Raw genomic sequence first — 24400 nt, 5'->3', positions numbered from 1 at the left:
ATAGCAAATTTAAATCAGAATTGCAATTTCAATCCCAAACACAATAGCCTGTAAAGGTTAAAAATTGATTGTTAAAAAGCTTATATAATTTAAGAATAAAGTTGTAAAATTTTCGAGTCTATTACGATTGAAACAAGTGTCCTTTAGGTCTTATAAATGGGAATTTCATTAAAATGTCCCGCTACTTTCTCCTCTAATAATAGGTCTTTCACAGCCATTAAAATCGCTTTGTTGGCGGTAAAAAGTTCCCTATTAAAATTGATGACCGTCGTTATATCGATACTTTCAATTGTAGTAAGTTGCACTTCTGTGTAAAAGGTATTAAGCGCCGAGGTATAGTTTTTTTGAATGCTGTCAAATAGAGACACAAGTTCTTCAAAACTAGACTGTTTTTCGCTGATTAACAGTTCATTTAATTTTAAATAGAGGCTTTCAGTTTCTTTTTTATGGTGCATAAAAAATTGGTATTTGATATCTTTTGAAGAGTGGCTCAGATTTGTAATATTACTACCAATGTCTTTTACACTTTTTACAGCATGCATAGAACTTCGGACGGCAGATATTAATTGGTTGAGTTCTGAACTTTGTTTACTGTTCAACTTTGCTCGTAATTTTAGATGGAACGCCTGTAACTCGCCTTGGAGCTGTTTCAGAAACTCATATTTTTCTTCACTTGTTTTCGAATTATAGTTCCGTTTTTCATTAATTGCTGTAAAATCACTTTGTTTGTGAAAATCGAAGTTGTTGATTTTAAACAATTCCAGATTGAAAAGTATCGAGTTGTGTATAAAGTAGTTGGCCTCTATACGAAATAAATCCAATGCCGATTCCGGTTCTTCGATGGAAGCATGGCCTATAAAAGCCGCAGTATTGCTATCCGTATTTTTGAAAAAACGCTCTAAAAATTTAGTAAATGAATCTAATACTGGAAGAAATAGCACGATGGCTAATAAATTGATTAGACTAGAAAAAGTAACCAAACCAATCAATGGATCTTTAATTTTGATGACATCAGTAATTAGGAATAGAATGGGCTTTAACAATACAAAGGCAATGGCAGTAATGAAAACATTGAAAAATAAATTGCCCAGGGCTACTCTTTTTTTTGAGGCATTACCACCTATGGCACTTACTAAAATTTTAATAATAGTCCCGGTTTCTCCGCCTAGAACTATAGCAGCTGCCATAGGAAATCCAATTGCTCCAGCGTTTAATGCGCTTAGTGTTAATGCCATGGTTACGGAGCTGGACTGTACAATTAGCGTGATTAAAAAACCAATAATCAGAAAAACAAGTAATGGCATTGAAGCATAATGCGCAAAGTCAAAGTGCTGAACTTGTGATTCCATCGCTGATTTCATAAAGGAAAGCCCGATGAACATCAAACCAAATCCCAAAAGAAAATAAGAAACGTATTTTATGTTTTTTCGGTTTCCAAATAGGATCAGCAGAAAACCGCCTAAGCAAACGGCTGGATAAGCAATTGCTTCAATATTCGTTTTAAATCCGAGTGTAGCCACTAACCAACTGGCAATTGTTGTTCCCAAATTTGCACCAAGGATAATGGCCATTGCATTTTTCATTGTAAAAACACCAGCGCCAACAAATGCTAAAACCATTAAAGACACCATAGAACTGCTCTGGAGAATACCAGTAACAATGGTACCACCCACTACAGCGCCAATGTTGTTTTTTGTAATCCGTTGCAGAAATAGTTTGAAACTTCTTCCAGAGAGATTTTTTAGGGATTCCTCAACTAGGTAAATAGCGAAAAGGAATAAACCCACGCCAGCACCTAGTTTTAGTATTGTATTGAAAGTTTCCATAGCTTAATTTGGTACTAAAGATACTGAAATTTATAAGATGGTACACGAACCAACCTAATCCTTATTTTTAACAATTAAGAAGGGTAATGAAAACGTTTTAACTTTGAATTTGTAAAAAACGGAATGTAAATGATAGTATTAATTTTCACTAATGAGTGCTATAAAGGAATACTTGGCAACAGACAACGGTTAGGGTAAATAGGTATTCAAATAGTGTTATGCAACAACTACTATTCTCTGTAAATTGGCACTTAAGATGACTTTTATGATGGTGTTGATATAAAAAAGTACAACGGTGTTGTTCAATGGTTGTTCAATTTACCAAACGAATTTATGGGTTCGTTTCCTGTGATCTGATACTATGCTGCTGTACTAGAAGTAGAGTCTCCTAGAGGTGTTCGTCAGATTACAATGAACTTACAATCGGTAGTAAAGGTTGTACTTATATTTTAAAATTAATAATCAGAATAGTCAGTAGGAAACATAAAAGTGATATCCATGTGTGATACATTATTTTGATATTTTGGCAGGGATGACATTTCTTTCCATTCTGGAGCTTCTGAAAAAGAGTTCCAATGTGCTTCTCGACTGGCCTTATCAGCAAAAGTGGTCAGGTACATTAGGTTTGGCATTTTTCCACCGGAGATGACTTCACCATAAAAGACGGCGTTAAATCCGAGTTTATCAAACAGTTTTATTTCTCCTCCATCATTAAACATATCTACTTTGTTGGCATAAATTGTTTCAGTTGCTGATTCATAGCTTCTTAACTCATAAACACGATTCTTTCTTATGCTATTCAATACTGGTTTTTTTAGTAACGGATGATCTGAAAAAGCTTTTAGTAAAACGGATTCTATTCTCAGGTAAGGTGGCTGCTTTTGCGTTGCATTTAAGTAGGGAGCACCTGCAATCATGTAACTTTTGTCTTTTGCTAGTTTTTTGTCTAGTTTAAGAAATTCTTCTAAAGAAGAAAAAGGGATGATCACGATGATTTTTTTGAGCGTATCCTTATTGTTAGTTAAAGGTTTAAAAACACCTATATTTTTGATTCCCAGTTTTTTTAAACCGGGTAAATAAGCCTCTTTTAAATACAGATCAGTAGTTTGTTCTTGTTGTACGGTTTTAAGAATATACGTTTTAATTTGGTAATATTCCTCAGTTGACGCTTTAGACGGTACTCTTTTATAATCCTTATAGAATGATTTAAAACTGCTAAATGTCAAAATTAATAGCAATACCAGGACTAGTTTTGATAATTTCATTATTGATGTTTTTATGGATTAGTAGCTAAATTAAAACATAATTATAAAAGTATAAATAGACAGGGTTACATGCGGGAAGCAAATATTTTTACTCCATCCTGATTTACTTTTCCTTTTTTGACCCACTGATAATTCTCGAAATCAAACCATTCTGATTCGTAAATTCTGATAAAAAAACACCTCCTAAGTGAAGAACGATAAAGGCCAACAAATAGTAAATAGAAAGTACGTGTATTTGCTCCATGGCTTCTTTTAAATTTTTTGGACCTAAAACGATAATTAAACCTGTCGTTAGAGAAATGGCTACACAGACGTAAAAAATAGCATAAATGTAATATTGGAATTTTTCCTGGACCGTGAGGCCACGACTAAAAGGACTAGAGAACTTCATCTGTCCAAAAAACGGAAGCAAAATGCGGATGCTGTACAAACCTACCAAAGCATATCCAATATAAATATGCCAATCCCACATGGGTTTTCTTATTTTTTTGGCAAGTGTAAGGAGCTGGTCTTGTGATAACGTTTGATTTGTAGTCGCTAAATAATCTTGAATGATTTGAGCGACATTGTTTTTGTTCATCCACGTAAGTCTTAAAAATATAGTAAAAAGCATTGCCATGAAACAAATTGCAATGGACCAATGCATAATTCTATAAGTGACGGAGTAGCTTCTTGTTCTCATGATTTTTTAGAATTAGTTGATTACTCTTTTTTAAACCTTAATTAAGTAGAAATGATACAGCAAATAGGATTGGATTCTTTAATTTATTAAAGACTTACAAAATCTTCACTTTTAGGAAAAAGACTGATGGCTTCAACAGCGATTTCAGGTGTAGGGTGAGCAATTTTGCGCAATTTTGTATCCATCCATGCCCCATCAACAGTTATTATGGCGCAAAGTTTATCTTCTTCATTCAAAAACTCATGCACAATAGACCATCGTGAAGCATCGGGTTTCATTTTAGAAATTTTTGTACGCATTATGATTTTATCAGAAAGTTTTATTTCTTTTCTAAAAATACATTCTTCTCTAAAAAGAATTGGACCAAAATGCTGCGCCTGTAAAACTTTCATTGTTAGGCCTAAACCTTCTAAAATTTCAATACGATGCTGCGCACCAAAGTCATAATAAGCACTGTGGCGTACATGAAAATTAGGGTCTAAGTCAGACCAACGAAAGGATAATTCTTTGCTAAAAGATGTCATTATTGTTTTTTTTAAATTTTTTTATAATGTCTGTTTTCCATTGAAATAGAGCAGCAGAAAGACAAAGTGCTACGGTCAAAACTACGCAATATTAGTGAAACGAAAACCAACTAAATCAATTCTTTACCCTTTAGTAGTAAGTTAAAACCAAACGGAGTCTAGAAAACTGTTCTTTTTTCTAAATTAATTATAATTATGGACTGTCTTTTGGATTGCAATCAGCAAGGTTAGATAGCGAATAGTGAACTTTGTCTTTTTTAAGAAATTTCGATAAGGGAAAACGATGGGTACTTTTCTGAACTGCATCCAGTATTATCCTGAAAGGTTCGATTGGATTAAGGATAAATCGTTTAAAGCATTTTTTTCATGGAACTGGTTTGCAAGAAACGCAAATGAAATTTAAAAGCTTCTTCCAGAAGATGTGGTGTGTGACCACCGCGAAGTTTGGAGCGATTAAAATAATCGGATAGTTCTTCTTTGTACTCGGGATGAACACAATTTTCGATAATTACTTTGGCGCGTTCTCTTGGCGCCAGTCCTCTTAAATCAGCGACTCCTTGCTCCGTGATCAAAACATCGACATCGTGTTCCGTATGATCTACATGGGAAACCATAGGCAAAACATGAGAGACAGCATTTCCTTCTTTAGAGGAGGATTGCGTTACAAAAATACTCAGATAGGCATTTCGAGCAAAATCACCTGACCCGCCAATTCCGTTCATCATCTTGGTTCCGGCAATATGCGTTGAATTTACATTGCCGTAAATGTCAAATTCTATCGCCGTATTGATTGCAATAACGCCTAATCTTCTGATGACCTCAGCCGAATTACTTATGGTTTGCGGACGAAGCAGCATCTTATCTTTATAAAAATCGAAATTAGCTAGTATTTTTTTATAACAATTTTCTGATACTGTAATGGAAGAAGCCGAAGCGAAATTCATTTTTCCGCTATCTACAAGTTCAAATGTGCTGTCTTGCAAAACTTCGGAATACATCACTAAATTCTCAAAACTACTTTTCACAAATCCAGACATAACTGCATTGGCAACTTTTCCAATTCCAGCTTGAAGTGGCATCAACGAATTTGTTAAGCGCCCTGCTGTAATTTCATTTTCTAAAAAGCCTAAAAGATGCTCGGCAATAGCGGCAGTTTTTACATCTATTTCTGTAGGCTGAGCTGGACTGTCTAGAATTTCTGTAAAAACAATTCCCACCACTTTTTTAGAATCAATGGTAATATAATCCTGACCAATTCTATCGTTTGAAGCCGTCACATTGAGAATTTGTCGGTTTGGATAATTTTCAGAAATATAAACATCATGAATGCCTTTGAATTCCAGTGGAATAGAAGTGTTTATTTCAATTATAATTTTATCCGCTAAATGAGCAAATGTAGGCGAGTTCCCTACAGAAGTCGTGGGAATAATATTTCCATTTTCATCAATATAGGTGGCTTCAATTACCGCAATATCAATTTTTGGCAGGTGCTTATTTTCTAACATTTCAGCCGTTTCACTTAAATGTTGGTCAATATAAAGTATTTCGCCATCGTTTATTTTTTTTCTCAGTGCAGCATCGGACTGGAAAGGCATTCTTTTATACAAAGCATTATTATTAGCTAAATCAGTGTCGGTGGTTTGTCCTAAAGAGGCACCGGTAATCAAAGTAATTGCAATATTTTCAAATTTTGCTCTTTCTGCAAAAGCAGGTAAAACTGCTTTACTATCGCCAGCTTTTGTAAAACCACTGGTCCCAACGGTCATTTTGTCCTTGAAAAAAAAAGCTGCTTCCTGCGCTGTAATAACTTTGTCTTTGTAACTTTGAAATTTGATTCTATCCGATTGCATAATTGGTTTTTTACTAATAAAATTAACGGAAATTTGATGTTTTAATAAAGATTAAATCAATTATTTTTAATTTGATTTATTTGCTATACAATTTTAATACAATTACGCATTGGTTTTGTATCCTAATACGCCATAAATATATTCAGATAAGCCACAATGGATTTAGTAGCAGTTTCCAGAGAGAAATATTACATTAAAGAAGTAGATGCCGATAAAAAAAGTATTTATTGTCATCATGATTTAATGGGGGAATTATTGATTCCAACTCACAAGCATGATAAAGCTCAAATGCTTTATTCCGAAGGTGGTATTGTTTATGTCACCACCGAAACAAGGACATATTTCCTCCCAGCTCGGCATTTTATATGGATTCCTGGCGGTGTAGCACACAGCATTCATCCTAGTTCTGAAAAAGTGATGATGCGAAATTTGTATTTTCCTATTGAAAAGGATGAAGAATCTTTTTATGAAACAGAAGGGATTTATCCTATTAACGATCTTTTGTTGCAAATGATGCTTTTCACGAATCGATGGAACGGAAACCTGAAAAAAGGGAGTCGAAATTTTATTATTGCCAATGCTATAAAAGCCATTTTACCAGAAATTTGCCTGACTAAATTGCCTTTGTCCGTACCATCTCCTAAAGACAGGCGGTTGCTTAAGATTATTGACTATTTAGAAAAAAACTGGGGAGATACGATTTTGTTTTCGGACCTGGCCAGTCGCTTTGGTTTTAGTGAGCGATCGCTGTACCGTTTATTTCAAAAAGATTTAGGCATGTCTTTTATTCAATATTTTACGATTCGAAGAATTTTGAAAGCAATAGAATTGTTACTTGAAAAAAAACTTTCCATCAGCGAGGTGGCGCGGACTGTTGGATACAACAGTGTTCCCACGTTCAGTAATACCTTTTTCAAAATATTAGGACAGCGCCCTTCTGATTATCTAAATGGTGTCGAAATACTGAAAAAAGGATAAGCCCATAATCCGAATCACATTCATTTTTAATTTTGTCCGATATGAATACATATTTGACTTTTGATGTTTTTACAACATGAATAAAATTAAAGACCTTTGTGTACTATTATTTTATCTTTATTATGTTTCTTAAAAAACAGGTTTTACCAGAACAACCTAAGATTAATTTTTTAAAAAGTGTATGGTTAACCTTACTCTTGTTTCCATACGCAATGGCAGTACAAGCCCAACAGTCCGTTTCACTCACTTTACCTGAAGCGATGCGAATTGCCAACGAAAATAACAGGACCATTCGAAAAGCCCAAATCCAAAGAAAGATTACGGAGACAGAAATTAGAACTGCTAAAAATCTTCGTTTACCCGAAGTTCATTTTAATGCCATGTATTCGCAATTATCAGATTTAACACAGTATCGTGGTGGTTTTTTTAGCCAAAAAGAAACGATTGCGCCACTGCCAGGTAATTTGATCTACGATGCCGTTTCAAACTTCCGCATGCCTATTTACGAGGCAAATGGCATCAACAATGCGATAAAAAAATCAAGACAACAAAGTGAAATTGCAGAAATCAACGTAGAGAAGGCGGAGAATGATGTGCGTCTAGAGGTTGCGGCTACTTTTTTGGGTATTTACAAAATGATGGAACTTCAAAAAATTATTGAAGAAAGCATTAAAGAAGAAGTAGAGCGATTAAAAGAGGTAAAAGCATTTAAGGCGTTTGGAACAGTGACTAAAAATGAAGTCTTGCGTGCGGAATTACAACTTTCAGATCGGGAACTGAGTGCTTTGACGAACAAAAAAAATAGCACGATTGCACTTCAAGAGCTGAAAACCGTATTGCAATTGCCGGAGGAATCCAATATTACAATAGATACAACAGGCCTATTTGATAGAGATGCGATGAAGGATTATGATTTCTATTTTAAGAAGACCATGCAAAATGAGGAAATGAAAATGGCGAGCGGGGAAGTAGCGGTCAAAAAGACGGAGCTAAAAATGGTCAAGGCAAAGTATCTGCCTAAAATTGGATTTTTTGGAAATTACAATTTACGGTACCCTAATTACATGGCGTTTCGATTGGATATGCCTTTTTTATATACCATAGGCCAAATAGGGGTGGAAGCTACGTATGATTTGTCAGGTTTGTACAAAAATAAGGTGCACGTTCAAGTGGCTAACCTAAAATTAGAATTGCAGCAAAATGAATCGGAAATGGTTAAAAATGAGATGACTGATAAAGTATTTAAGCAGCACACCCAATATCAGGAAATAAGCGAGCAATTGCTGGTGACCAAGAAAGCATTGGATTTAGCCCAAGAGAATTATCGCATTGTAAAAGTAAAATACCTCAACCAACTTGTTTTAATTACTGAAATGGTGGATGCTGATAACGCTTTACTTCATGCCAAGTTTAATAGAATAGCTACCAGAATCGATGCGCTCATGAAACAATACGAATTGCTTCATACTGCGGGAATTCTTTCCAAAAATTAATTTAAGATTAATATAATTTTTAGTTCTAAGCGAATATGATAAAAATAGAAAATTCATCAAGAGCCCATAAATCATTTAGTAAATTGATAACAGTGATTGCAACTGTTTTAGTGGTCATGGGAATTGTTTTAGGGATTTGGTTTTATTTTTTTAATCGAAATCACGAAGAAACGAATGATGCTCAGGTAGATCAATATGTGACACCTATTTTGACTCGAATAACGGGTTATGTTCAGGAAGTTCGGTACAATGAAAATCAGTTTGTATACCAGGGAGACACGCTAATTGTACTAGATAATAGGGAATATAAATCGCATTTAAATAGTGCTTTGGCTGAGGTCGAAAATGCTAAAGCCAATGTCAATGTGATAGAAAAAAATGTAGCGACCACTTCTAATGCTATTCTAGTAAGACGATCGCAGCTCGAGGCTGCAAAAAGTAAAGTGTGGCAAACAAAACTAGAATACAACCGCTATCAATCTTTATTAAAACAGGAAGCAACTACGAATCAACAAGTCGAAAAAGTTAAAGCCGACTATCAATCGGCTCAAGCCCAGTACCAAGAAATTAGCAATACCATTCAATCGGCAACGTTAAATACTACCGAAGCATCTGCTAAAATCCCAACGGCCCAAACTGTAATTACAGCCAAACAAGCCACTGCGGATAACGCTGCATTGTTTCTTTCTTATACGGTGATTACGGCTCCTTATGATGGCTGGGTGGGAAAGAAAATGATTCAGCCCGGACAACTATTAAAAGAAGGACAAGTTTTAGTCTCCATTGTGAGTAAGGAAAAATGGATTACAGCTAATTTTAAGGAAACCCAAATACAATACTTGTCTATGGGTCAAGAGGTAACGCTAAAAGCTGACGCGATTAGCGGACGAAAATTTATCGGTACTATTGAATCAATATCACCCGCTAGTGGCGCTCGTTTCTCGCTGTTACCACCGGACAATGCCACTGGAAATTTTATTAAAATTGAACAACGGATTCCTGTTAGAATCAGACTACAAGGACCAGCCGATCAAACGGCTTTCCTTCGAGCAGGAATGAATGTTATAGTTGTAGCAGAACACCAATAACCAATGTCAAATAAAAGCATTTTTAAATCCTGGGTACCCAACTGGGCCAGTATCGCGATTTTGTTTATCTGTTTGACACACTCGATGGTTTTACTAGGCGTTTACACTTCTAATTTGACGTATTCAGCTAGTTTTCTAGATGTGGAAATTGAAGATTTACAATTTTCGATGTGTGTGACTTATGGAACTTTTTTGACTACGATTCTAATTGAAACCCGACTATTTCAATTTTTCCCAACTAAAAAGTATTTTATAGCCATTTACAGTTTGGCAGCATTAACCTTTATTTTGACAGCTTATATTGAAAATTACGCACTGTTTATCATCTTAAGAGTAGCCGAAGGTATTTTGATGGGATTGCCTGTTGTGCCGCTGCGACATTTCTTAATTTCAAGGTTTAAATCTAAAAATGCAGTGATTATTGGCTTTACCGTTAATTATGGTGCGTTGATGCTTGCCTCACCTTTCATCATGAATATTGCGGTGTGGTTGCTGGAAAATTATGATTGGAAATATATGGCGTATGGTTCGGCTTTATTTCAAGTGCTGTGTGTGGCTTTAATTATGATAACTTTTGAAGGACATCGTTTTCATAGAAAAATCCCTTTATATCAAGTAGATTGGGCAAGTTCTATTCTTTTACTCACGGCCATTTTATCAGGAGCATTTTTCTTTGTTTATGGAGAAAAGAAATATTGGTTTGATTCCCACCAAATTATTTCAGCATTACTTTTTTCATTAGTCACGGGAGGTTTGTTTATTTTTCGACAAATGATGCTCAAGCGACCTACTTTTGATCTGAATGTATTTCGCTATGCTAATTTACGGACCGGATTAGTCCTTTCGGTATTTTTTTATATCGCCCGATCGACTTTGAATATTTGTCACAGTACAATGTTTGTAATTTGGAATTGGGAACCTTCGAGAGTGGCGCATGTGCACTATTTAAATGTATTAGGGAATGTAATAGGAATGGTTTTAGCGGGACTGTTTTTGGCAAAGGCACTGAGCATACGTTTTATATTTATAATAGGATTTTTACTTTTTGCTGTTTTCCATTTGTGGTTTACGTTCCTTTTTGTCCCCGATGCTACCTTGTCTGATATCGCAATTCCTTATGTTTTACAAGGAGTGGCTGTTGGAGTTATTTTTGTGCCGTTAGTCTTATTTACTGTCTCGGCGGTGCCCACTCATTTTGCTCCGTTTGCTGGAATTGTAGGCGTAGCGGGACGTTTTTGGGGAAGTATGATGGGTTTTGCGTTTATTCAAAATGCAGGTGTTTATCTGCAACACACTCATTATTCAAAGTTAATACAATCCGTAACACCTGAAAGTGCGGAAACTCAAGTGCGTATTGCACAAGCAACTGAAAGTTTTATTGCCAAAGGGTATACGGAGGATAATGCTGCTCAATTAGCGCTAAAAAAAATCGCAAGTTCCGTGGCCAAACAATCGGTTTTATTGTCTAATATGGAAATCTTTACCATCGTAGGGTATGCCATGTTTGTTATCGTTATCCTATTGGTTACAAACCAGCACATTAAACAAACAGTTGATATTTTCAAAAATAGGATATGGGGAAATTAAAATTATTTTTTTTATTTTTTTTACTTTGGAAAGAGAAAAAAAAACAAGCGGAACAAAAACAAAAGGAAAGCTGTATTTCTCTACGATCTGTGGTTTGAAATGTAATTATTTGACCTAGATACAATAAAAAATCTACATTGGTTTCAAATAGCTTTCGAATTTTGCCCTGCAGTATCTTTCGCAGTAGGTTCCATAGGTCTGCGTCTTACCTCAGATTAAATCGTTTGTTCGAGTTTTGCCCTTAGGTTGGAGCTCCTAAGTATTAAATTTGATTAATCTGTGCTAAAAACTTTCTCTCCAGATACTTACATTTTTAATGTACTGAACCAAAACAATGGACTTTCGGTTTGTATTGATTTATTTTGCTAATCATTTCTAAACATCATTCTCAATTTTAACAATCGAAATAAAGAGTTGATTTTAATGTATTGCCTACATTTTTTTTCCAAATTATGCCAAAACTCTGGCTTTGCCTGCTCATAGTTTAGTAAAAAAAAACGATTTTAGCTGCTGTATCAATCAATGTGATCGCTCTTAAAAGCGTTAAAATAAATCGACAAAAAAAGAATAGCTTTCAATTTAAGCCTATTGGTTGCGCTATTTTTTCTGAATTTTATTTCTGTAGCAAAAACGTTTAACGACTTTTTTTAACTTATCTAAAATTACAACTAACACCGCTCCAAATATTTGTGATTTTTGCCTGTTTCCCCATTCCGTCAAAAATTCCGAATAAGCCAGATGTCGTTGAGAATTCATACCCCAAGCTGGATTTCTTTACGATGATCACATAAGCGCTTTCCATTTCGCCTCTTGTTGATCCAATACCGATTCCAGCCATTGTAGTAATCTTTGTTGTATTTCCTGAGTTGAGGCTTACGTACCAACCCGCAAATTCCCAGCGGCTTTCTGTTTCCACTGATTGTACTTCTTTTTTCTGAAACACCAGCGTCAATCCATTATTCCATGATGCCATTTTTAGCGGTCCAGCGCCACACTCTGCATTAATGCCAACAACCATTGGTTTTGATTGTAATATAGTAGTTACAATTTTATTCATTTCATCAAAGGGTTTTCCAAATGGTATTTCCGAAGTGGAACCCGTCGTTTTATTTATTGCTTGTAAAGCATTGGACGTAAGAATGAGTTGGTGCGGCTGTTGTGTTTGTATGGTGTTCACACTATCGGTTTTCTTTTGATTGCTTTCTTCTATATTGTGCAAAGTGTCCGTCTTTTTTGCAACTGGTCTTTTTGGCGCTTGGTTGTCTTTGTTTTCACAATTCAAAAGCAATACCGAAATAAGAAGTAGAAAAGGAGGGAATTTCATAACAGGTGTTTTTAAATCAAATGTATTAAGTCATCAAAATAATATTTTTACTGAAGAGTATCTACGTTATTTTTTTTCAATTTATTAATTAGAAATAGAAGGTCCCAGTTTTCTTTAATTAAAAACGAAATGTTTTCAAAAATAGCGCAGGTACTAGCGCCAAATAGAGAATGATCTTTTTGCCGATTATTACCCTCGCATTTGAATATATTTTTTTAAATGTCAGGAGATGGAATGCCAAAGATAGTATAAGAAGCCGTCTCTTGTAGAAACAGCGAAGGGGGCTGGTAGTGATTTTGCAAAAAAAAACCGTTGTATTGCTACAACGGTTTCTAAATTAAATGTTTAAAACCTTATTTAGGCATTACTACAGTATCGATGGCATGAATTACTCCATTAGAAGCAGCTACATCAGCTAGAACAACTGTTGCTGTTCCGCCGTTTGCATCCGTTAACATTACATTACCGTCTTTCAAACTTAAAACGATGGTACCTCCTTGAACAGTGGTAACAGTGTATTTTCCGTTGTTTTTGTTTATTGCATCAATTACTGTTGCAGCATCAAATTTACCTGAAACTACGTGGTACGTCAAAACTGCTTTCAGTTTATCAACACTTTCTGGTTTCAATAAACCATCTACAGTTCCCGCAGGAAGTTTATCAAATGCAGCGTTGTTTGGTGCAAAAACAGTGAAAGGACCTTCTCCACTTAACGTTTCAACTAATCCTGCTGCCTTTACTGCTGCTACAAGTGTTGAGAAATCTGCATTTCCAGAGGCTACTTCAACAATATTTGAAGTTTCAACTACAACTGTACTATCCATTGCTACTGCTGTTGAATCAGTCATGTCTGTTGATTCTGTTTGTTTTTTCTCTCCACAAGAAGTAGTGATTACTCCTAATAACACAAATGCACTAATTGTTTTTACTAATTTCATAGTCAATATTTTAAGTTTAAATTAAATTAAGATAATCAAAGATAAACAATAATATGATTTGTTTAATATTTTTAACAATATTTTAAACGAATTATAAAAATAATGATTTGCTGACTACGCTTTTCTAATATGCTCACGCGATTGGAGGCTAACTGGCTTGATGGATATAATTTGCTGTAGAATAATAACCGATTTGGACAGAGATATAAACCGGACATTACGCGCTGTCTTTACTGTTTTAATTCAAAAAAACTAATAAGGTATTTTTTAATTCCTTTTTTATTTTGGTCGATGTAGTAGTCTTTATAAAATTTATTTGGTTTCATGTACACGACATTATTTTGAAAATCGAGGAATATATTAAATCTTTTCAAAATTTCGTTACCTAAAATATGGACGTTTTTATCTTTTAATGGCTTTTGGGTAGTTGTTATTTGAACTGGAATATTTTTAAGTTTATACTTTCCAATTTTTAAGATTTCTAAATTAGAAGTAATAACAGGAATTTCGTTTCCTTGTGCACCTCTCATCATTACCTTTTTTATAACCTTCATCTTGTTCGTTGGAAAGTTACCTTCTTTTAATAAATTAGTATCTAACATTGCAGTTCTTTCAAAACCCGTATCAAAGAGGAAAAGAGCCTTGTTCGCAATTCCATTTTCCTTAATTTCAGTAGAAACTAAAAACAAGTCTTTAAAAAACTCTATTTTTAGGTTAGTGAATTTGTTATCTAATAGTACATATTTAGGCAACTCAGAATGAATAATCATAGCATGCTTGTCATAATTGAGTTCGACTACTTTTCCTTTGAAAAAGTCCCAGCCAAATCGCCCATCTGTTCCGTGTCCTGCTAATTCGGCGTCATAAACTTTAGTTTTGTAATTTGTTTTTCCAATTTTTAGATTGTAGGATGTGCTGTAAAGTTCCGTTGTAGATTTAAGTTTATTCTTTAAAATATCATTTATTAAAATCAATTCGGTTGTTCCGGTGTCAAAATTTAAGTTTAAAGTATCTTTTTCGTTGAAAATAGCTTTTATAAAAATGGTATTATGCTCGTTAATAGTCAATGAAATAGTGTCACTCAATTCTAATTTTTGAGCAAAAATAGAGATAGAGAAGAGTATACAAGCAAATAGTATTACTAACTGTTTCATTTTGAGTGAGTTTAATAAAATGATTTTAATGGAAAAATGACTTTTTAAAAATGGAAAAATCCAAGTAAAAGTACCAGTTTTAAATGTAATTCATTAGTTCTGAAATTTATTGATCAATCCACGTTCGCTAAATCTTTTTTAGGATTTGTTAATTTCCTACTTCTTTACTTTGAATTTTCTAACTCTAATACTTTTTTAAACATGGGGTCATTTTTTAAAAGAAACTCTTTTCCAAATACATTTTCTTTTGTAGTAGTACGTAAATGTAAATTATCAATAGAATATTGAATTGGGTATTCTACATTGTTTTTAAAGGTGTCTTCTACTGTTTTGTTGTTTGTAAAATCAATTTGCGGCTCAACTCTAAAAATAGCTTTACTATTGGGTAACATCATAAAAAATGGGCTTCTTTGCATACCACTTATTAAGTCAGGTGTTTCTCCTATACTAATTAGCTGTTCACTATTTTTTGCTAGATTGGACAGATTACTAGAGGTCGAATAAATATACTTATCTTGTAAAATATACACTTTACCTTCAAAAGGATATTTAGTGCTGTCAGGAATTATAGCAGCTTGCGTTATTTTTATAAAAAACATTTCAGGTTCTCTTAAAATAGGAACATCCACTTTGAAGGTAAATAGCGGTTCTTTCTGTATTGAATCACGATTGTATTCATAGTACATCCGCGTGTACGGACTCCAATTTATTCCCAACACCAATTTTTGTCGCAATGTATCCTTAACGATCGACTTTAAAGCGTTATTATACGTTTGGTCATATCCTCCGCCATTTCCTCGAATATCCAGTACAACTGCATTTACTTTGTGTTTGTTTATGACAGCTCCTAAACGTTGATTTATAGTATCGCCTAATTGTACTTCCATCCTTGGCAGTTTAGCATAAAAAATTCCTAGTTTTTCAAAATAGTGTGTTGTCACTGTATCCTTTGGTCCATTGTAACCGTATTTCCAATTCTTTTTTTGTAAAAAATGTACGGTATCATTCTTTACGATATTCAATTTGTAATTTTCGAAACCCTTATCTTGAAATACAAGTTTTAGTGTATTGTTTTTATAGATTTCAGTATAACGGTAAAAATCTTCTTTATACGTTTTGTTGTTTAATCGATCCCAACGCAGCGGAGAAGCTGATTCGGTAAGACTCTTTACAAATTGATGGATTTCAACTCCGTTACAACGGATCAGTTTCATAGCGGTAGGATAGTTTTTTCCTTTATAAGAGAATGGCAATAAGTTGTAATACTCCCCATTGGTATAAATCAGATTCAAATCTAATTTTGTGTACACTTCTTTTTTTAAATAATCGTAATATTTATAACTGTTTTCTACATCTGTACTATCTATGCCTCTTGTAACTCCTAATGGAATTGCATATTTTTTCAAGGCATCAAGTCCAGAAGGATCTAACATATTGGTATGTCCATCTTGTCCCGCAAACAGTGTTTTGTTTACTATTTGAAGGAATTGTTGTGTGGTGGTCTTGGAGTTGATTCGCTTTCTGAGGCTTGTTGCATGTTCATTAAAGTCTATTCCTCTAACTTCTTTATTGAAATAGATGATGGGGCTTGTTTGCTTAATGTTAGAGACTAACGTATCGTGATCTTCTAACATCTGTTGGTAGGATAGTTGTGGTAAGCTTTCTGAAGGAGAAATAGATTGCTTAGAACTAGAGCAAGCAATTAATAGACAAATTAGACTAATGGCAAAAAACTGTTTCATTTTACTTTAATTTTTAGAGTACAAATGAAATCAATAGTTAGCGACCAAAATTGTAAAAATCATTCACAAGTCATTTTATTATAAATCCAAGTCAAATCATTTTGTTGCACAGAAACTTTGTCGATTAAACTTTTTGGAGAATAGCCTGTATGTGTTTTGAAATCATGAATGAAGTGTGCTTGGTCATAATATTGATTGAGGTAATCTACTTCAGTATTAGAATACTGTCCATTCATAATTTCATCCAGAATCGTTCTAAATCGGATTGTTTTTAGGTATGATTTTGGGTTTTGCCCTAAATTATTTTTAAACAAACGGAATAATGAACTATCACTTATTTTAAGCTTTTCAGCAAGTGTTTCAACGCTTAAATTTTCTTTGTTATGGTTTGTAATAAAATGCAATCCTTCTTTCAGTTTATCGGGTATTTGATTTTTTAAATTGTTTAAAAGCAATAATTCTAGCTTTTTACTTCTTTTTACAAAATTATCTTCCTCAAAAATTTGTTCTAACAGAAAAGCTTTTTTGGTGGAAAAAATGGCTTCAAAAACAGAATCAGAATTCATTAAATCACTATACGATTCATTAGTGAATGTTCGTAAAGCAGCGGGATAAAATACAATGCAAACCTGGTCAAGACAAGAATTAATATCAACCTGAAAAGGCATTTTATGGAATGCATAAAGTCGACTGACAAAGTTTTTATCTCCTTGATTGATACTGCAATTATTTGCTTTTGAATGGTTTACGTAATCAATAGTGTTTTGCTTGTAAATGGTAAGGCACAAATTATTGTTAGGAAAAGTAGTGTAATTCAAAGGGGTACTATCCATCTTTTTAAAAAACAGAAAATATTGCACATATTTTTTTAGTAAATCATTTTCAGGCTTGATAATTATGGATTTCATTTGTTGCTTTAAGTTGTTAAATGTGTCGCCCTGCGCAAAATTTATGGATCACTAAAGTTAATTTAATAGCGATGAGACTAAAAACTGCCAAAGTTTTCAAAACGCAGTAAGGATTTGGTAAATAGAGTCGCTTTATCGAATACGTAATAGTGAAGGAAATTACGACCCAAACCACTTTCATTGCATTACAAAAAAAAGAGGCGTTCTTGCCTTTTGACAATCCTTCTGATAATTTTTCGAAAACTCCATAGTGTTAGCGAAGTCTCAACCGGTTCTCCCGTAAAAGCGGGACAGGCAGTTCAACCGCGGGTTCATTGTTGGCTTTTCAAGCCCAACGAACCATTATCTGTTAGCGGTAGTGCCATTGTTTACTCAAATATTCTTATCTTAAATAGTTCTTTCATTTTATCAAAGTCTTGTTTTGGCTTTTTGCAAATATAAATTCTTTGGTAGAGTTCCTCTTCATTGTTAGCATAAGGGTTGTAAATTATTCTTACTAATTTCACTTCGTCAAAATAAGCACTAAAAAAGTCGCCAACACGATAGCTCAAGGCAATAATTGTATTCGGCATTTGTCCTTTTGGTGTCCAACTGTAGAAACTGCCGTGATAAGAAAATGCTTTTGGTAAATTATATTTAACACCTAACAAATTTACTGCTCCTGCTTGTCCATAATGTTTACCCCAAATCATACAAATGTTTCTCTCCTCTAATGGTAAACTGTCGTAAACTAATTTCAATTCCTGCATCGTTGTTTGCCATTTTTGTTTTGTATAATATTCATCGTACTTTATGGCATATTTTCCACCTTCAATTTCTTTCTTTTCAAATGGATAAATTTTTGTGAGATAGCGATTGAAAGAATAAACAGGCATTCCAAAAGGGATTAAAACCGCACCCAATAATAATAATGTAGTAATTGGATAAATTACCCACTTTTTTTTTTCTAAGACAATTTGTTCCCAAAATAGTGCTCCAAAAGGTATAATTGTCAAAACTATTGGGTAGAAATAATACGATTTTCCATTTTTAAAAGAAAGAAAAAGAACAGACAAAAGTATAGAAACTGCTAATGGTCTGTTGATTGATTTATTGTTTTTTAAAAGATAGATGAATGCTGGTAGAATAATTAGTAATGATACCAGAGGATTTATCCCCATCAACAATTGACCTAAAGATTCTATACGTGAAATCTTGTCTAATTGTGTTTCGTAAAGACGGTTAAACATTTGCAACACAGGAAAGTTGTTTGCGTATTGCCATATCAAATTCGGAAGTAATAGCAGAATAACAACGATTATATTTTTCCAAAACTGTTGTTGCAGTAGTGCTTGACGTGTTCGTTTATAAAGCAGTAATGCAAATAAGCCGGATATAAAAAACAATGCGTCATATTTTGCAGTACAGCCTAAAACAACAAATGCGGTTAAGTACCATAAGCTTCTTTTGTCAAGATATTTTACAAACTTTGTTAGTTGATAAAAACTCAATACCCAAAACAACTGACTAAATACTACGGGTTGGAAAAGTTGTTGAGAACGACCAAAACTTGGTGCGATAATGATACAAAAAAGAGCTAAAAAGATTGCTTTATTTTTTCCGCCTAATTCTATTATTGTTTTTGCTACATAAATTATGATTATAATACTTGCAATATGTGGAAAGAGATGATGAATATAAACTGAATTACTCCCAAAAAGGTTTTGAATAAAGGCAAAAAGCGCAATTAACGGTGGGAATTCCATATATCCGAATGCCAAATGTTTACCTGTTTCTATATGTAATAATTCATCTCCCTGAAAACCCGAATGACTGTCTGCAATTAAGTGAAGTGTCAATTTCACAATGCAAAAAAAAAGAATTATTAGTTTGGTCTGTTTACTCATTTTGTTTTTTTATCTGCTGCTGTTGTGTCAGCCTGGGCATTATCGCTAACGTCAGTCTGTGAAAAAACTACCGTTTTATTGGTATCAAATATAATATTTATTTTGGATATAAGCGAGAAAATTTGTACATTTAAATGTGCATCATAGCTCCGGAACATTGCGTCAACAGTTACAAATAAGCAGTTTAGAAGATAAAATCGCCTCAGATAATCTTGTGCGTTTTATTGAAGCCTTTGTAGAGCACATCTCCCTCGAAACACATGGTTTTACGGTACAAACTATAAAATCCGAAGGGCGTCCCAGTTTTGACACTAAGCTGTTTCTTAAAATCTATTTATACGGATACTTAAACGGCCTTAGAAGCTCAAGAAAGTTAGAAAAAGAGTGCATTCACAATATTGAATTACAATGGCTCTTAGAGGCTATTTGCCCAAATTATCATAGCATTTCTGATTTTAGAAAGCAAAACCCTGCAGTTATACCGCGCACGGCAAGAACTGGAGCGAAGCGGAAATCATGAAGACAAAAAAAACAATAAAAAAGACTGAATAAATTAACGAACACATTTTTGGTACCATCAAGAGGCAATGGGGTTATAATCATACCAATTTAACAGGACTCGAAAAAGTAAATGGCGAACACAGTTTGATCATGTTAGTGTACAACATCAAACGCACAATGAATATTCTGGGAATTCCCGATGTAATTGATAAAATCCAGAAATGGAATTACAACTACCTACCAAAAGGGTGTGCCGTAATCAAAGCGACCTTTTTTAAGCTCTCATGCGAGTTCAAAAATATCAAACAATTATTTCTATCTTCAAAAAACCGAGTCGCTTACAAGCGAGTTTTGTGCGAATAGGAAAGGAGTTATTGAGTTAATTTGAGCAAAAGTGGGGTAAATTCACAGCCTGACGTTTTGCTGCTACAAGAAGTTGAAGGTTTCGAAGCACTGAACTGTCTACCAGCACAAAGCTTGATACGAAGCACAAAACTTCATTTAACCACTGAACTGCCAATTTTTTGTAGGTGCTGTTATAGGGCGTTTTTCTTTCAGTATTCAGGATATTTTTCATAAGCCAATTTACTAATTTCAGTTTCTGAAAGTCCTTGCTGTCTAAGTTGTCCGAAGTAGGTTGCTCTAATGCCTGCGAAGTCGTCAAACGGATGATTCTTTAAAATACTCTTATGTTCGGCATTTTCTTTTTGTCTCCAATTGTCGCTAAGTAGTCCAAGTAATTCTTCTTGCTTGTCAAACATTATTCTCCTACAATCCCTGTCTTCAATTCTGTTTTTTAATTCAAAGTCGGAAGCCATTGAAAAAGTCACATTCGCAAAAATCCAATAAAGTAAGTCGTCAATTTTTTCCGTTATTTTCCTTTGATATTCTTGTCCACGCTCTGAGATTATATAAAACATAAATCCCAAGTTGTCGACTTCAATGTAAGGATGTGCGTCCCAAGTTTGCTGTCCGTAACTCGGTAGTAAATTTGGCGGTGCATCAATTTTTAAAGCCAATTCCACAACTATTTTCTTTATGTCGTCAAGTGAATATTTTATCATTTCAGTTGTCTCGTTTGTTTGTTGTCTCGTCTTTAAAATGCCCTATAACGTTTGGTCGCTTGGAGATGTGGCGGATTGAGGAAGCGAAATATTTCGGTTAATAACTAATTTTCCAAATACAAAACAATCTTCAAATTAAGCCTAATCCCGCCATATTGCCAAACGACGGTTATAAGCCGTTTTACTTTTGTGCTGCAATTTTTCTTACTTCTGGACTTATCATATTCGGGTCTAATTTGTCAGTAATTTCGAGATATTTTTTCAGACTATCTTTTTGAGTCAAATACGCATATGCGCTTGTTAATGAACCATAATTTTTAGCGTTCTTCGGATCTAATTTTAGTGATTTTTTTAAATTTTTGATTGTTAGATCTAGGTATTCAATTTTTTTGGTTTCGAAAAATAATTGTCCATAACTTGTAGCTACACTTTCATAAACTTTTGGATTATTAGGATTTATCTTTATTGATTTTTCAAATAGAGAAATTGACTGCTTTAATTCGTGTTTCATTCCCACAAGATTTCCAAATCCCCAATAAATTTCAGCATTGTCTTTATCTAATAACCAAGCTTGATTAAATCTTTTCATTGACGTTTCAGGTTCATTATTATAAAAATATCCCCAAGCCTTTTCAACGTATTTTTCTGCGGCTTCTGTTCTGCTTTTAAATTGTTTATCGCAATCAGAAATAAATTCATTATCACTTTTGATTTGTTCAGCACATTTTTCTACCTCGCCATACATCGGAAGCAAATTAATACCTTCGGGACAATCTTGTTTAGATGAACAATTAAGTAACATAATTGCCGAAAATAAAATTGTATTCTTTATTAGATTTTTAATCATTGTTTTTTATTTATACGATTTTCAAAAATGGATTATAACGTCAGTCTGTGAAAAAACGTCCGTTTTATTGGCGTCAAATATAATATTTTATTTTGGATATAAGCGAGAAAATTTGTACATTTAAAGATGCAACATATATCTGGAATATCGCGTAAACAGTTACAAATAAGTAGTTTAGAAGATAAAATCGCCTCAGATAATCCCGTGCGTTTTATTGAAGCCTTTGTAGAGCACATCTCCCTCGAAGCACTTGGTTTTACGGTACAAACTATAAAATCCGAAGGGCATTCCAGTTTTGACACTAAGCTGTTTCTTAAAATCTATTTATATGGGTACCTAAATGGCCTTAGAAGCTCAAGAAAGTTAGAAAAAGAGTGCATTCGCAATATTGAATTACAATGGCTCTTAGAGGCTATTTGCCCAAATTATCATAGCATTTCCGATTTTAGAAAGCAAAACCCCGCAGTTATACCGAAAACGACAAGAATTGGAGCGAAGCGGAAATCATGAAGACAAAAAAAACAATAAAAAAGACTGAATAAATTAACGAACACATCTTTGGAACTATTAAACGCCAACGGGGCTACAATCACACGAATTTAACGGGACTCGAAAAAGTAAATGGCGAACACAGTTTGATCATGTTAGTGTACAACATCAAACGCACAATGAATATTCTGGGAATTCCCGATATAATTGATAAAATCCAGAAATGGAATTACAACTACCCACCAAGAGGGTGTGCCGTAATCAAAGCGATCTTTTTTAAGCTCTTATGCGAGTTCAAAAATATCAGACATTTATTTCTATCTCTAAAAACCGACTCGCTTACAAGCGAGTTTTGTGCGAATAGGAAAGAAGTTATTGAGTTAATTTGAGAGAAAGTGGGGTAAATTCACAGCCTGACGTCTTGTCGCTTGGCGAGGTTGCGAACTTCGTAACCGATTATTTTCCGTAAAAAATAAAATTTCTTGCGAAACGTAAACGTGAATTTACCACATACTTCGCCATTTTTGCAAACCGCTGTTGTGCGATCGTGCTTAATCTAGGTCCATGATAATCGCAATATTTTCTTTTATTTTTTCAATTAAATCGGTTGGCAATTTTCCAACTTTTTTAAATAATCTTTTGTTGTCGATTGCTCGAATTTGATCAATCATTATGTCGCAATCTTCGTGTAAATTTGCCATTCCCTTTTTAATATGAACTCTTAAAATATCAGAATCATCTTCAACGTTTGTAGTTATTGGACAAACGATTGTTGAGGGATGCGATATTTTATTCAGCAAATTTGTTTGAACAATTAGAACAGGCCTAGATTTACCTGCCTCAGTTCCTATTTGTGGATTCAAGTCAGCAATCCAAATTTCGTATTGATTAATCTGCATAGTCAATTTTTTCAAATTCTTTTAAAATGTTCATTGAATCTTTTTTGACTAATTCGGATTCGGCTTTAAGTCTTTTTTCTAAAATTTGTCTTTTCTGTACTTTATTATAATATTCAATTGCTTCGTTGATATATCTATTTCTAGGAATACTGATTCTTGAAAGAATTTTTTCAGTTTCTCCGAATATTGAATCATCTATTTTAAGTGATACTGTTTTCATATGTTTTAATTTGATATCACAAAGGTATATCTTTTTTTAATATAAAGTTATTTAGTATGATTTTTTTTTGCATGTCGCACAACGCCAGTCTGTGAAAAAACTACCGTTTTATTGGTATCAAATATAATATTTTATTTTGGATATAAGCGAGAAAATTTGTACATTTAAAGATGCAACATATATCTGGAATATCGCGTCAACAGTTACAAATAAGCAGTTTAGAAGATAAAATCGCCTCAGATAATCCCGTGCGTTTTATTGAAGCCTTTGTAGAGCACATCTCCCTCGAAGCACTTGGTTTTACGGTACAAACTATAAAATCCGAAGGGCGTCCCAGTTTTGATACTAAGCTGTTTCTTAAAATCTATTTATATGGGTACCTAAATGGCCTTAGAAGCTCAAGAAAGTTAGAAAAAGAGTGCATTCGCAATATTGAATTACGATGGCTCTTAGAGGCTATTTGCCCCAATTATCATAGCATTTCTGATTTTAGAAAGCAAAACCCCGCAGGGCTAAGAAAACTATTCAAACTCTTTGTTTCTTTTTTAAAAGAGGCATCCACACTTGCATTGTATTGTGCCTGGCGGCGGCGTGGACAAAAATAACAATTGGCAAAACATACGAGGCGATGGCAAATTTTTGTTTCCAGTCAAGGCGTTGTCTAAAGTTTTCAGGGCAAAATAGTGCGAGAAACTAAAAGAGAGAAGTTCTGACAATTACACTAAAGTCAAGAAACAATTGTGGGAGAAACAGTGGGTAGTGTTTGCTAAAAAGCCTTTTGGGAGTCCGAAATCAGTACTTGAATATTTGGGTAGATATACCCATAAAATAGCCATTAGCAACAACCGCATTCAAAGCATCGACAATCAAAACGTAACTTTTACCTACAAAGATTACCGTCAAAACGGGTTCAAGAAACAAATGACGCTCACGCACGAGGAATTTATCCGAAGGTTTGCGTTGCATATTTTGCCCAAACGTTTTGTAAAAATACGCCATTATGGCTTTTTGAGTAGCATCCCGCAAAAACGGGACAGGCTTTGGAAAAGGGGAAAATTAAAGGTTTTACAAGAAAAGCTACAAGTAAAAGTATTAGAAAAAGTAGAGAAGAAGCCTTTTCTCCCCAAATGCCCTT

General features: G+C 34.1%; 24 protein-coding genes and 1 pseudogene. 10 read left to right on the top strand and 15 right to left on the bottom strand.

Features of this window, described 5'->3' with window-relative positions; translation table 11 throughout:
• Positions 1-143: 143 nt before the first annotated feature.
• The 5 genes from BUA03_RS03820 to BUA03_RS03800 form a co-directional block, all read right to left on the bottom strand.
• The gene (locus BUA03_RS03820; protein ID WP_066078795.1) at positions 144-1826 is read right to left on the bottom strand and encodes a Na/Pi cotransporter family protein; all 1683 of its coding nucleotides are present in this window, start codon (positions 1824-1826) and stop codon (positions 144-146) included.
• A gap of 455 nt (positions 1827-2281) precedes the next feature.
• Positions 2282-3091, bottom strand: coding sequence for an NIPSNAP family protein (locus tag BUA03_RS03815; RefSeq protein WP_066078798.1), 810 nt, complete (start codon positions 3089-3091; stop codon positions 2282-2284).
• 103 nt (positions 3092-3194) lie between these two features.
• Entirely contained in the window at positions 3195-3773 is a 579-nt protein-coding gene (locus BUA03_RS03810; protein WP_066078801.1) for a cytochrome b/b6 domain-containing protein, read from the bottom strand.
• A gap of 86 nt (positions 3774-3859) precedes the next feature.
• Positions 3860-4297, bottom strand: a complete 438-nt coding sequence (locus tag BUA03_RS03805) for an acyl-CoA thioesterase (RefSeq protein ID WP_066078806.1) — start codon at positions 4295-4297, stop codon at positions 3860-3862.
• Between the two features lie 350 nt (positions 4298-4647).
• Positions 4648-6147, bottom strand: coding sequence for a succinate CoA transferase (locus BUA03_RS03800; protein ID WP_066078809.1), 1500 nt, complete (start codon positions 6145-6147; stop codon positions 4648-4650).
• A gap of 156 nt (positions 6148-6303) precedes the next feature.
• Here BUA03_RS03800 and BUA03_RS03795 point away from each other — a divergent pair, with 156 nt between their 5' ends.
• The 4 genes from BUA03_RS03795 to BUA03_RS03780 all read left to right on the top strand — a co-directional run bounded on the left by BUA03_RS03795 (position 6304) and on the right by BUA03_RS03780 (position 11293).
• On the top strand, positions 6304-7125 hold the full coding sequence (locus tag BUA03_RS03795; protein ID WP_066078811.1) for a helix-turn-helix domain-containing protein: 822 nt from the start codon (positions 6304-6306) through the stop codon (positions 7123-7125).
• Between the two features lie 122 nt (positions 7126-7247).
• A complete protein-coding gene (locus tag BUA03_RS03790) occupies positions 7248-8618 on the top strand; it encodes a TolC family protein (protein WP_082854302.1) in 1371 nt (456 codons plus the stop codon).
• Between the two features lie 35 nt (positions 8619-8653).
• Positions 8654-9706 (top strand): HlyD family secretion protein, encoded by a 1053-nt coding sequence (locus BUA03_RS03785; protein ID WP_066078814.1) that lies wholly within the window; start codon positions 8654-8656, stop codon positions 9704-9706.
• Between the two features lie 3 nt (positions 9707-9709).
• The gene (locus BUA03_RS03780; protein ID WP_066078817.1) at positions 9710-11293 is read left to right on the top strand and encodes an MFS transporter; all 1584 of its coding nucleotides are present in this window, start codon (positions 9710-9712) and stop codon (positions 11291-11293) included.
• 652 nt (positions 11294-11945) lie between these two features.
• On the opposite strand, the gene BUA03_RS03775 is transcribed toward BUA03_RS03780, so the two are convergent.
• The 6 genes from BUA03_RS03775 to BUA03_RS03750 all read right to left on the bottom strand — a co-directional run bounded on the left by BUA03_RS03775 (position 11946) and on the right by BUA03_RS03750 (position 19245).
• Positions 11946-12617, bottom strand: coding sequence for a hypothetical protein (locus BUA03_RS03775; RefSeq protein ID WP_066078820.1), 672 nt, complete (start codon positions 12615-12617; stop codon positions 11946-11948).
• Positions 12618-12970: 353 nt separating this feature from the next.
• The gene (locus tag BUA03_RS03770; protein ID WP_066078823.1) at positions 12971-13555 is read right to left on the bottom strand and encodes a fasciclin domain-containing protein; all 585 of its coding nucleotides are present in this window, start codon (positions 13553-13555) and stop codon (positions 12971-12973) included.
• 230 nt (positions 13556-13785) lie between these two features.
• On the bottom strand, positions 13786-14709 hold the full coding sequence (locus tag BUA03_RS03765) for a pepsin/retropepsin-like aspartic protease family protein (RefSeq protein WP_066078826.1): 924 nt from the start codon (positions 14707-14709) through the stop codon (positions 13786-13788).
• Between the two features lie 164 nt (positions 14710-14873).
• Positions 14874-16451, bottom strand: coding sequence for a S41 family peptidase (locus tag BUA03_RS03760; RefSeq protein WP_066078827.1), 1578 nt, complete (start codon positions 16449-16451; stop codon positions 14874-14876).
• Between the two features lie 59 nt (positions 16452-16510).
• Entirely contained in the window at positions 16511-17359 is an 849-nt protein-coding gene (locus BUA03_RS03755; RefSeq protein WP_066078830.1) for a helix-turn-helix transcriptional regulator, read from the bottom strand.
• Between the two features lie 368 nt (positions 17360-17727).
• Complete coding sequence (locus BUA03_RS03750; RefSeq protein WP_082854303.1) at positions 17728-19245, bottom strand: ArnT family glycosyltransferase; 1518 nt, start codon at positions 19243-19245, stop codon at positions 17728-17730.
• Between the two features lie 136 nt (positions 19246-19381).
• Here BUA03_RS03750 and BUA03_RS16855 point away from each other — a divergent pair, with 136 nt between their 5' ends.
• Both BUA03_RS16855 and BUA03_RS16850 read left to right on the top strand, forming a co-directional pair.
• The gene (locus tag BUA03_RS16855) at positions 19382-19765 is read left to right on the top strand and encodes a transposase (protein ID WP_072675712.1); all 384 of its coding nucleotides are present in this window, start codon (positions 19382-19384) and stop codon (positions 19763-19765) included.
• A gap of 32 nt (positions 19766-19797) precedes the next feature.
• On the top strand, positions 19798-20109 hold the full coding sequence (locus tag BUA03_RS16850; protein ID WP_082854304.1) for a transposase: 312 nt from the start codon (positions 19798-19800) through the stop codon (positions 20107-20109).
• A 191-nt stretch (positions 20110-20300) separates the two neighbouring features.
• Here the strand turns inward: BUA03_RS16850 and BUA03_RS03730 are convergent, their stop codons facing one another.
• On the bottom strand, positions 20301-20810 hold the full coding sequence (locus tag BUA03_RS03730) for an Imm63 family immunity protein (protein ID WP_066078838.1): 510 nt from the start codon (positions 20808-20810) through the stop codon (positions 20301-20303).
• Between the two features lie 181 nt (positions 20811-20991).
• Entirely contained in the window at positions 20992-21657 is a 666-nt protein-coding gene (locus BUA03_RS03725; protein WP_066078842.1) for a tetratricopeptide repeat protein, read from the bottom strand.
• Positions 21658-21783: 126 nt separating this feature from the next.
• On the opposite strand from BUA03_RS03725, the gene BUA03_RS16845 reads away from it, so the two are divergent.
• Together BUA03_RS16845 and BUA03_RS16840 are read left to right on the top strand one after the other, a co-directional pair.
• Entirely contained in the window at positions 21784-22167 is a 384-nt protein-coding gene (locus BUA03_RS16845) for a transposase (RefSeq protein ID WP_072675709.1), read from the top strand.
• A gap of 32 nt (positions 22168-22199) precedes the next feature.
• Complete coding sequence (locus BUA03_RS16840) at positions 22200-22535, top strand: transposase (protein ID WP_317041091.1); 336 nt, start codon at positions 22200-22202, stop codon at positions 22533-22535.
• A 162-nt stretch (positions 22536-22697) separates the two neighbouring features.
• Here the strand turns inward: BUA03_RS16840 and BUA03_RS03710 are convergent, their stop codons facing one another.
• Positions 22698-23045, bottom strand: coding sequence for a type II toxin-antitoxin system PemK/MazF family toxin (locus tag BUA03_RS03710; protein WP_066082043.1), 348 nt, complete (start codon positions 23043-23045; stop codon positions 22698-22700).
• Complete coding sequence (locus tag BUA03_RS03705) at positions 23035-23265, bottom strand: hypothetical protein (protein ID WP_066082045.1); 231 nt, start codon at positions 23263-23265, stop codon at positions 23035-23037. The genes BUA03_RS03710 and BUA03_RS03705 overlap by 11 nt, the downstream gene beginning before the upstream one ends.
• Before the next feature lie 170 nt (positions 23266-23435).
• On the opposite strand from BUA03_RS03705, the gene BUA03_RS03700 reads away from it, so the two are divergent.
• Positions 23436-23870, top strand: coding sequence for a transposase (locus BUA03_RS03700; RefSeq protein WP_072675707.1), 435 nt, complete (start codon positions 23436-23438; stop codon positions 23868-23870).
• Positions 23821-24400, top strand: a pseudogene (locus tag BUA03_RS03695) (IS91 family transposase); the annotation flags it as partial. The gene BUA03_RS03700 and the pseudogene BUA03_RS03695, both read left to right, overlap by 50 nt.

The sequence above is a fragment of the Flavobacterium fryxellicola genome, from assembly GCF_900143245.1.
Taxonomy (GTDB): domain Bacteria; phylum Bacteroidota; class Bacteroidia; order Flavobacteriales; family Flavobacteriaceae; genus Flavobacterium; species Flavobacterium fryxellicola.
Note: the sequence above shows the minus strand (reverse complement) of the source record. Positions and strands in the feature narration are given on the sequence as shown.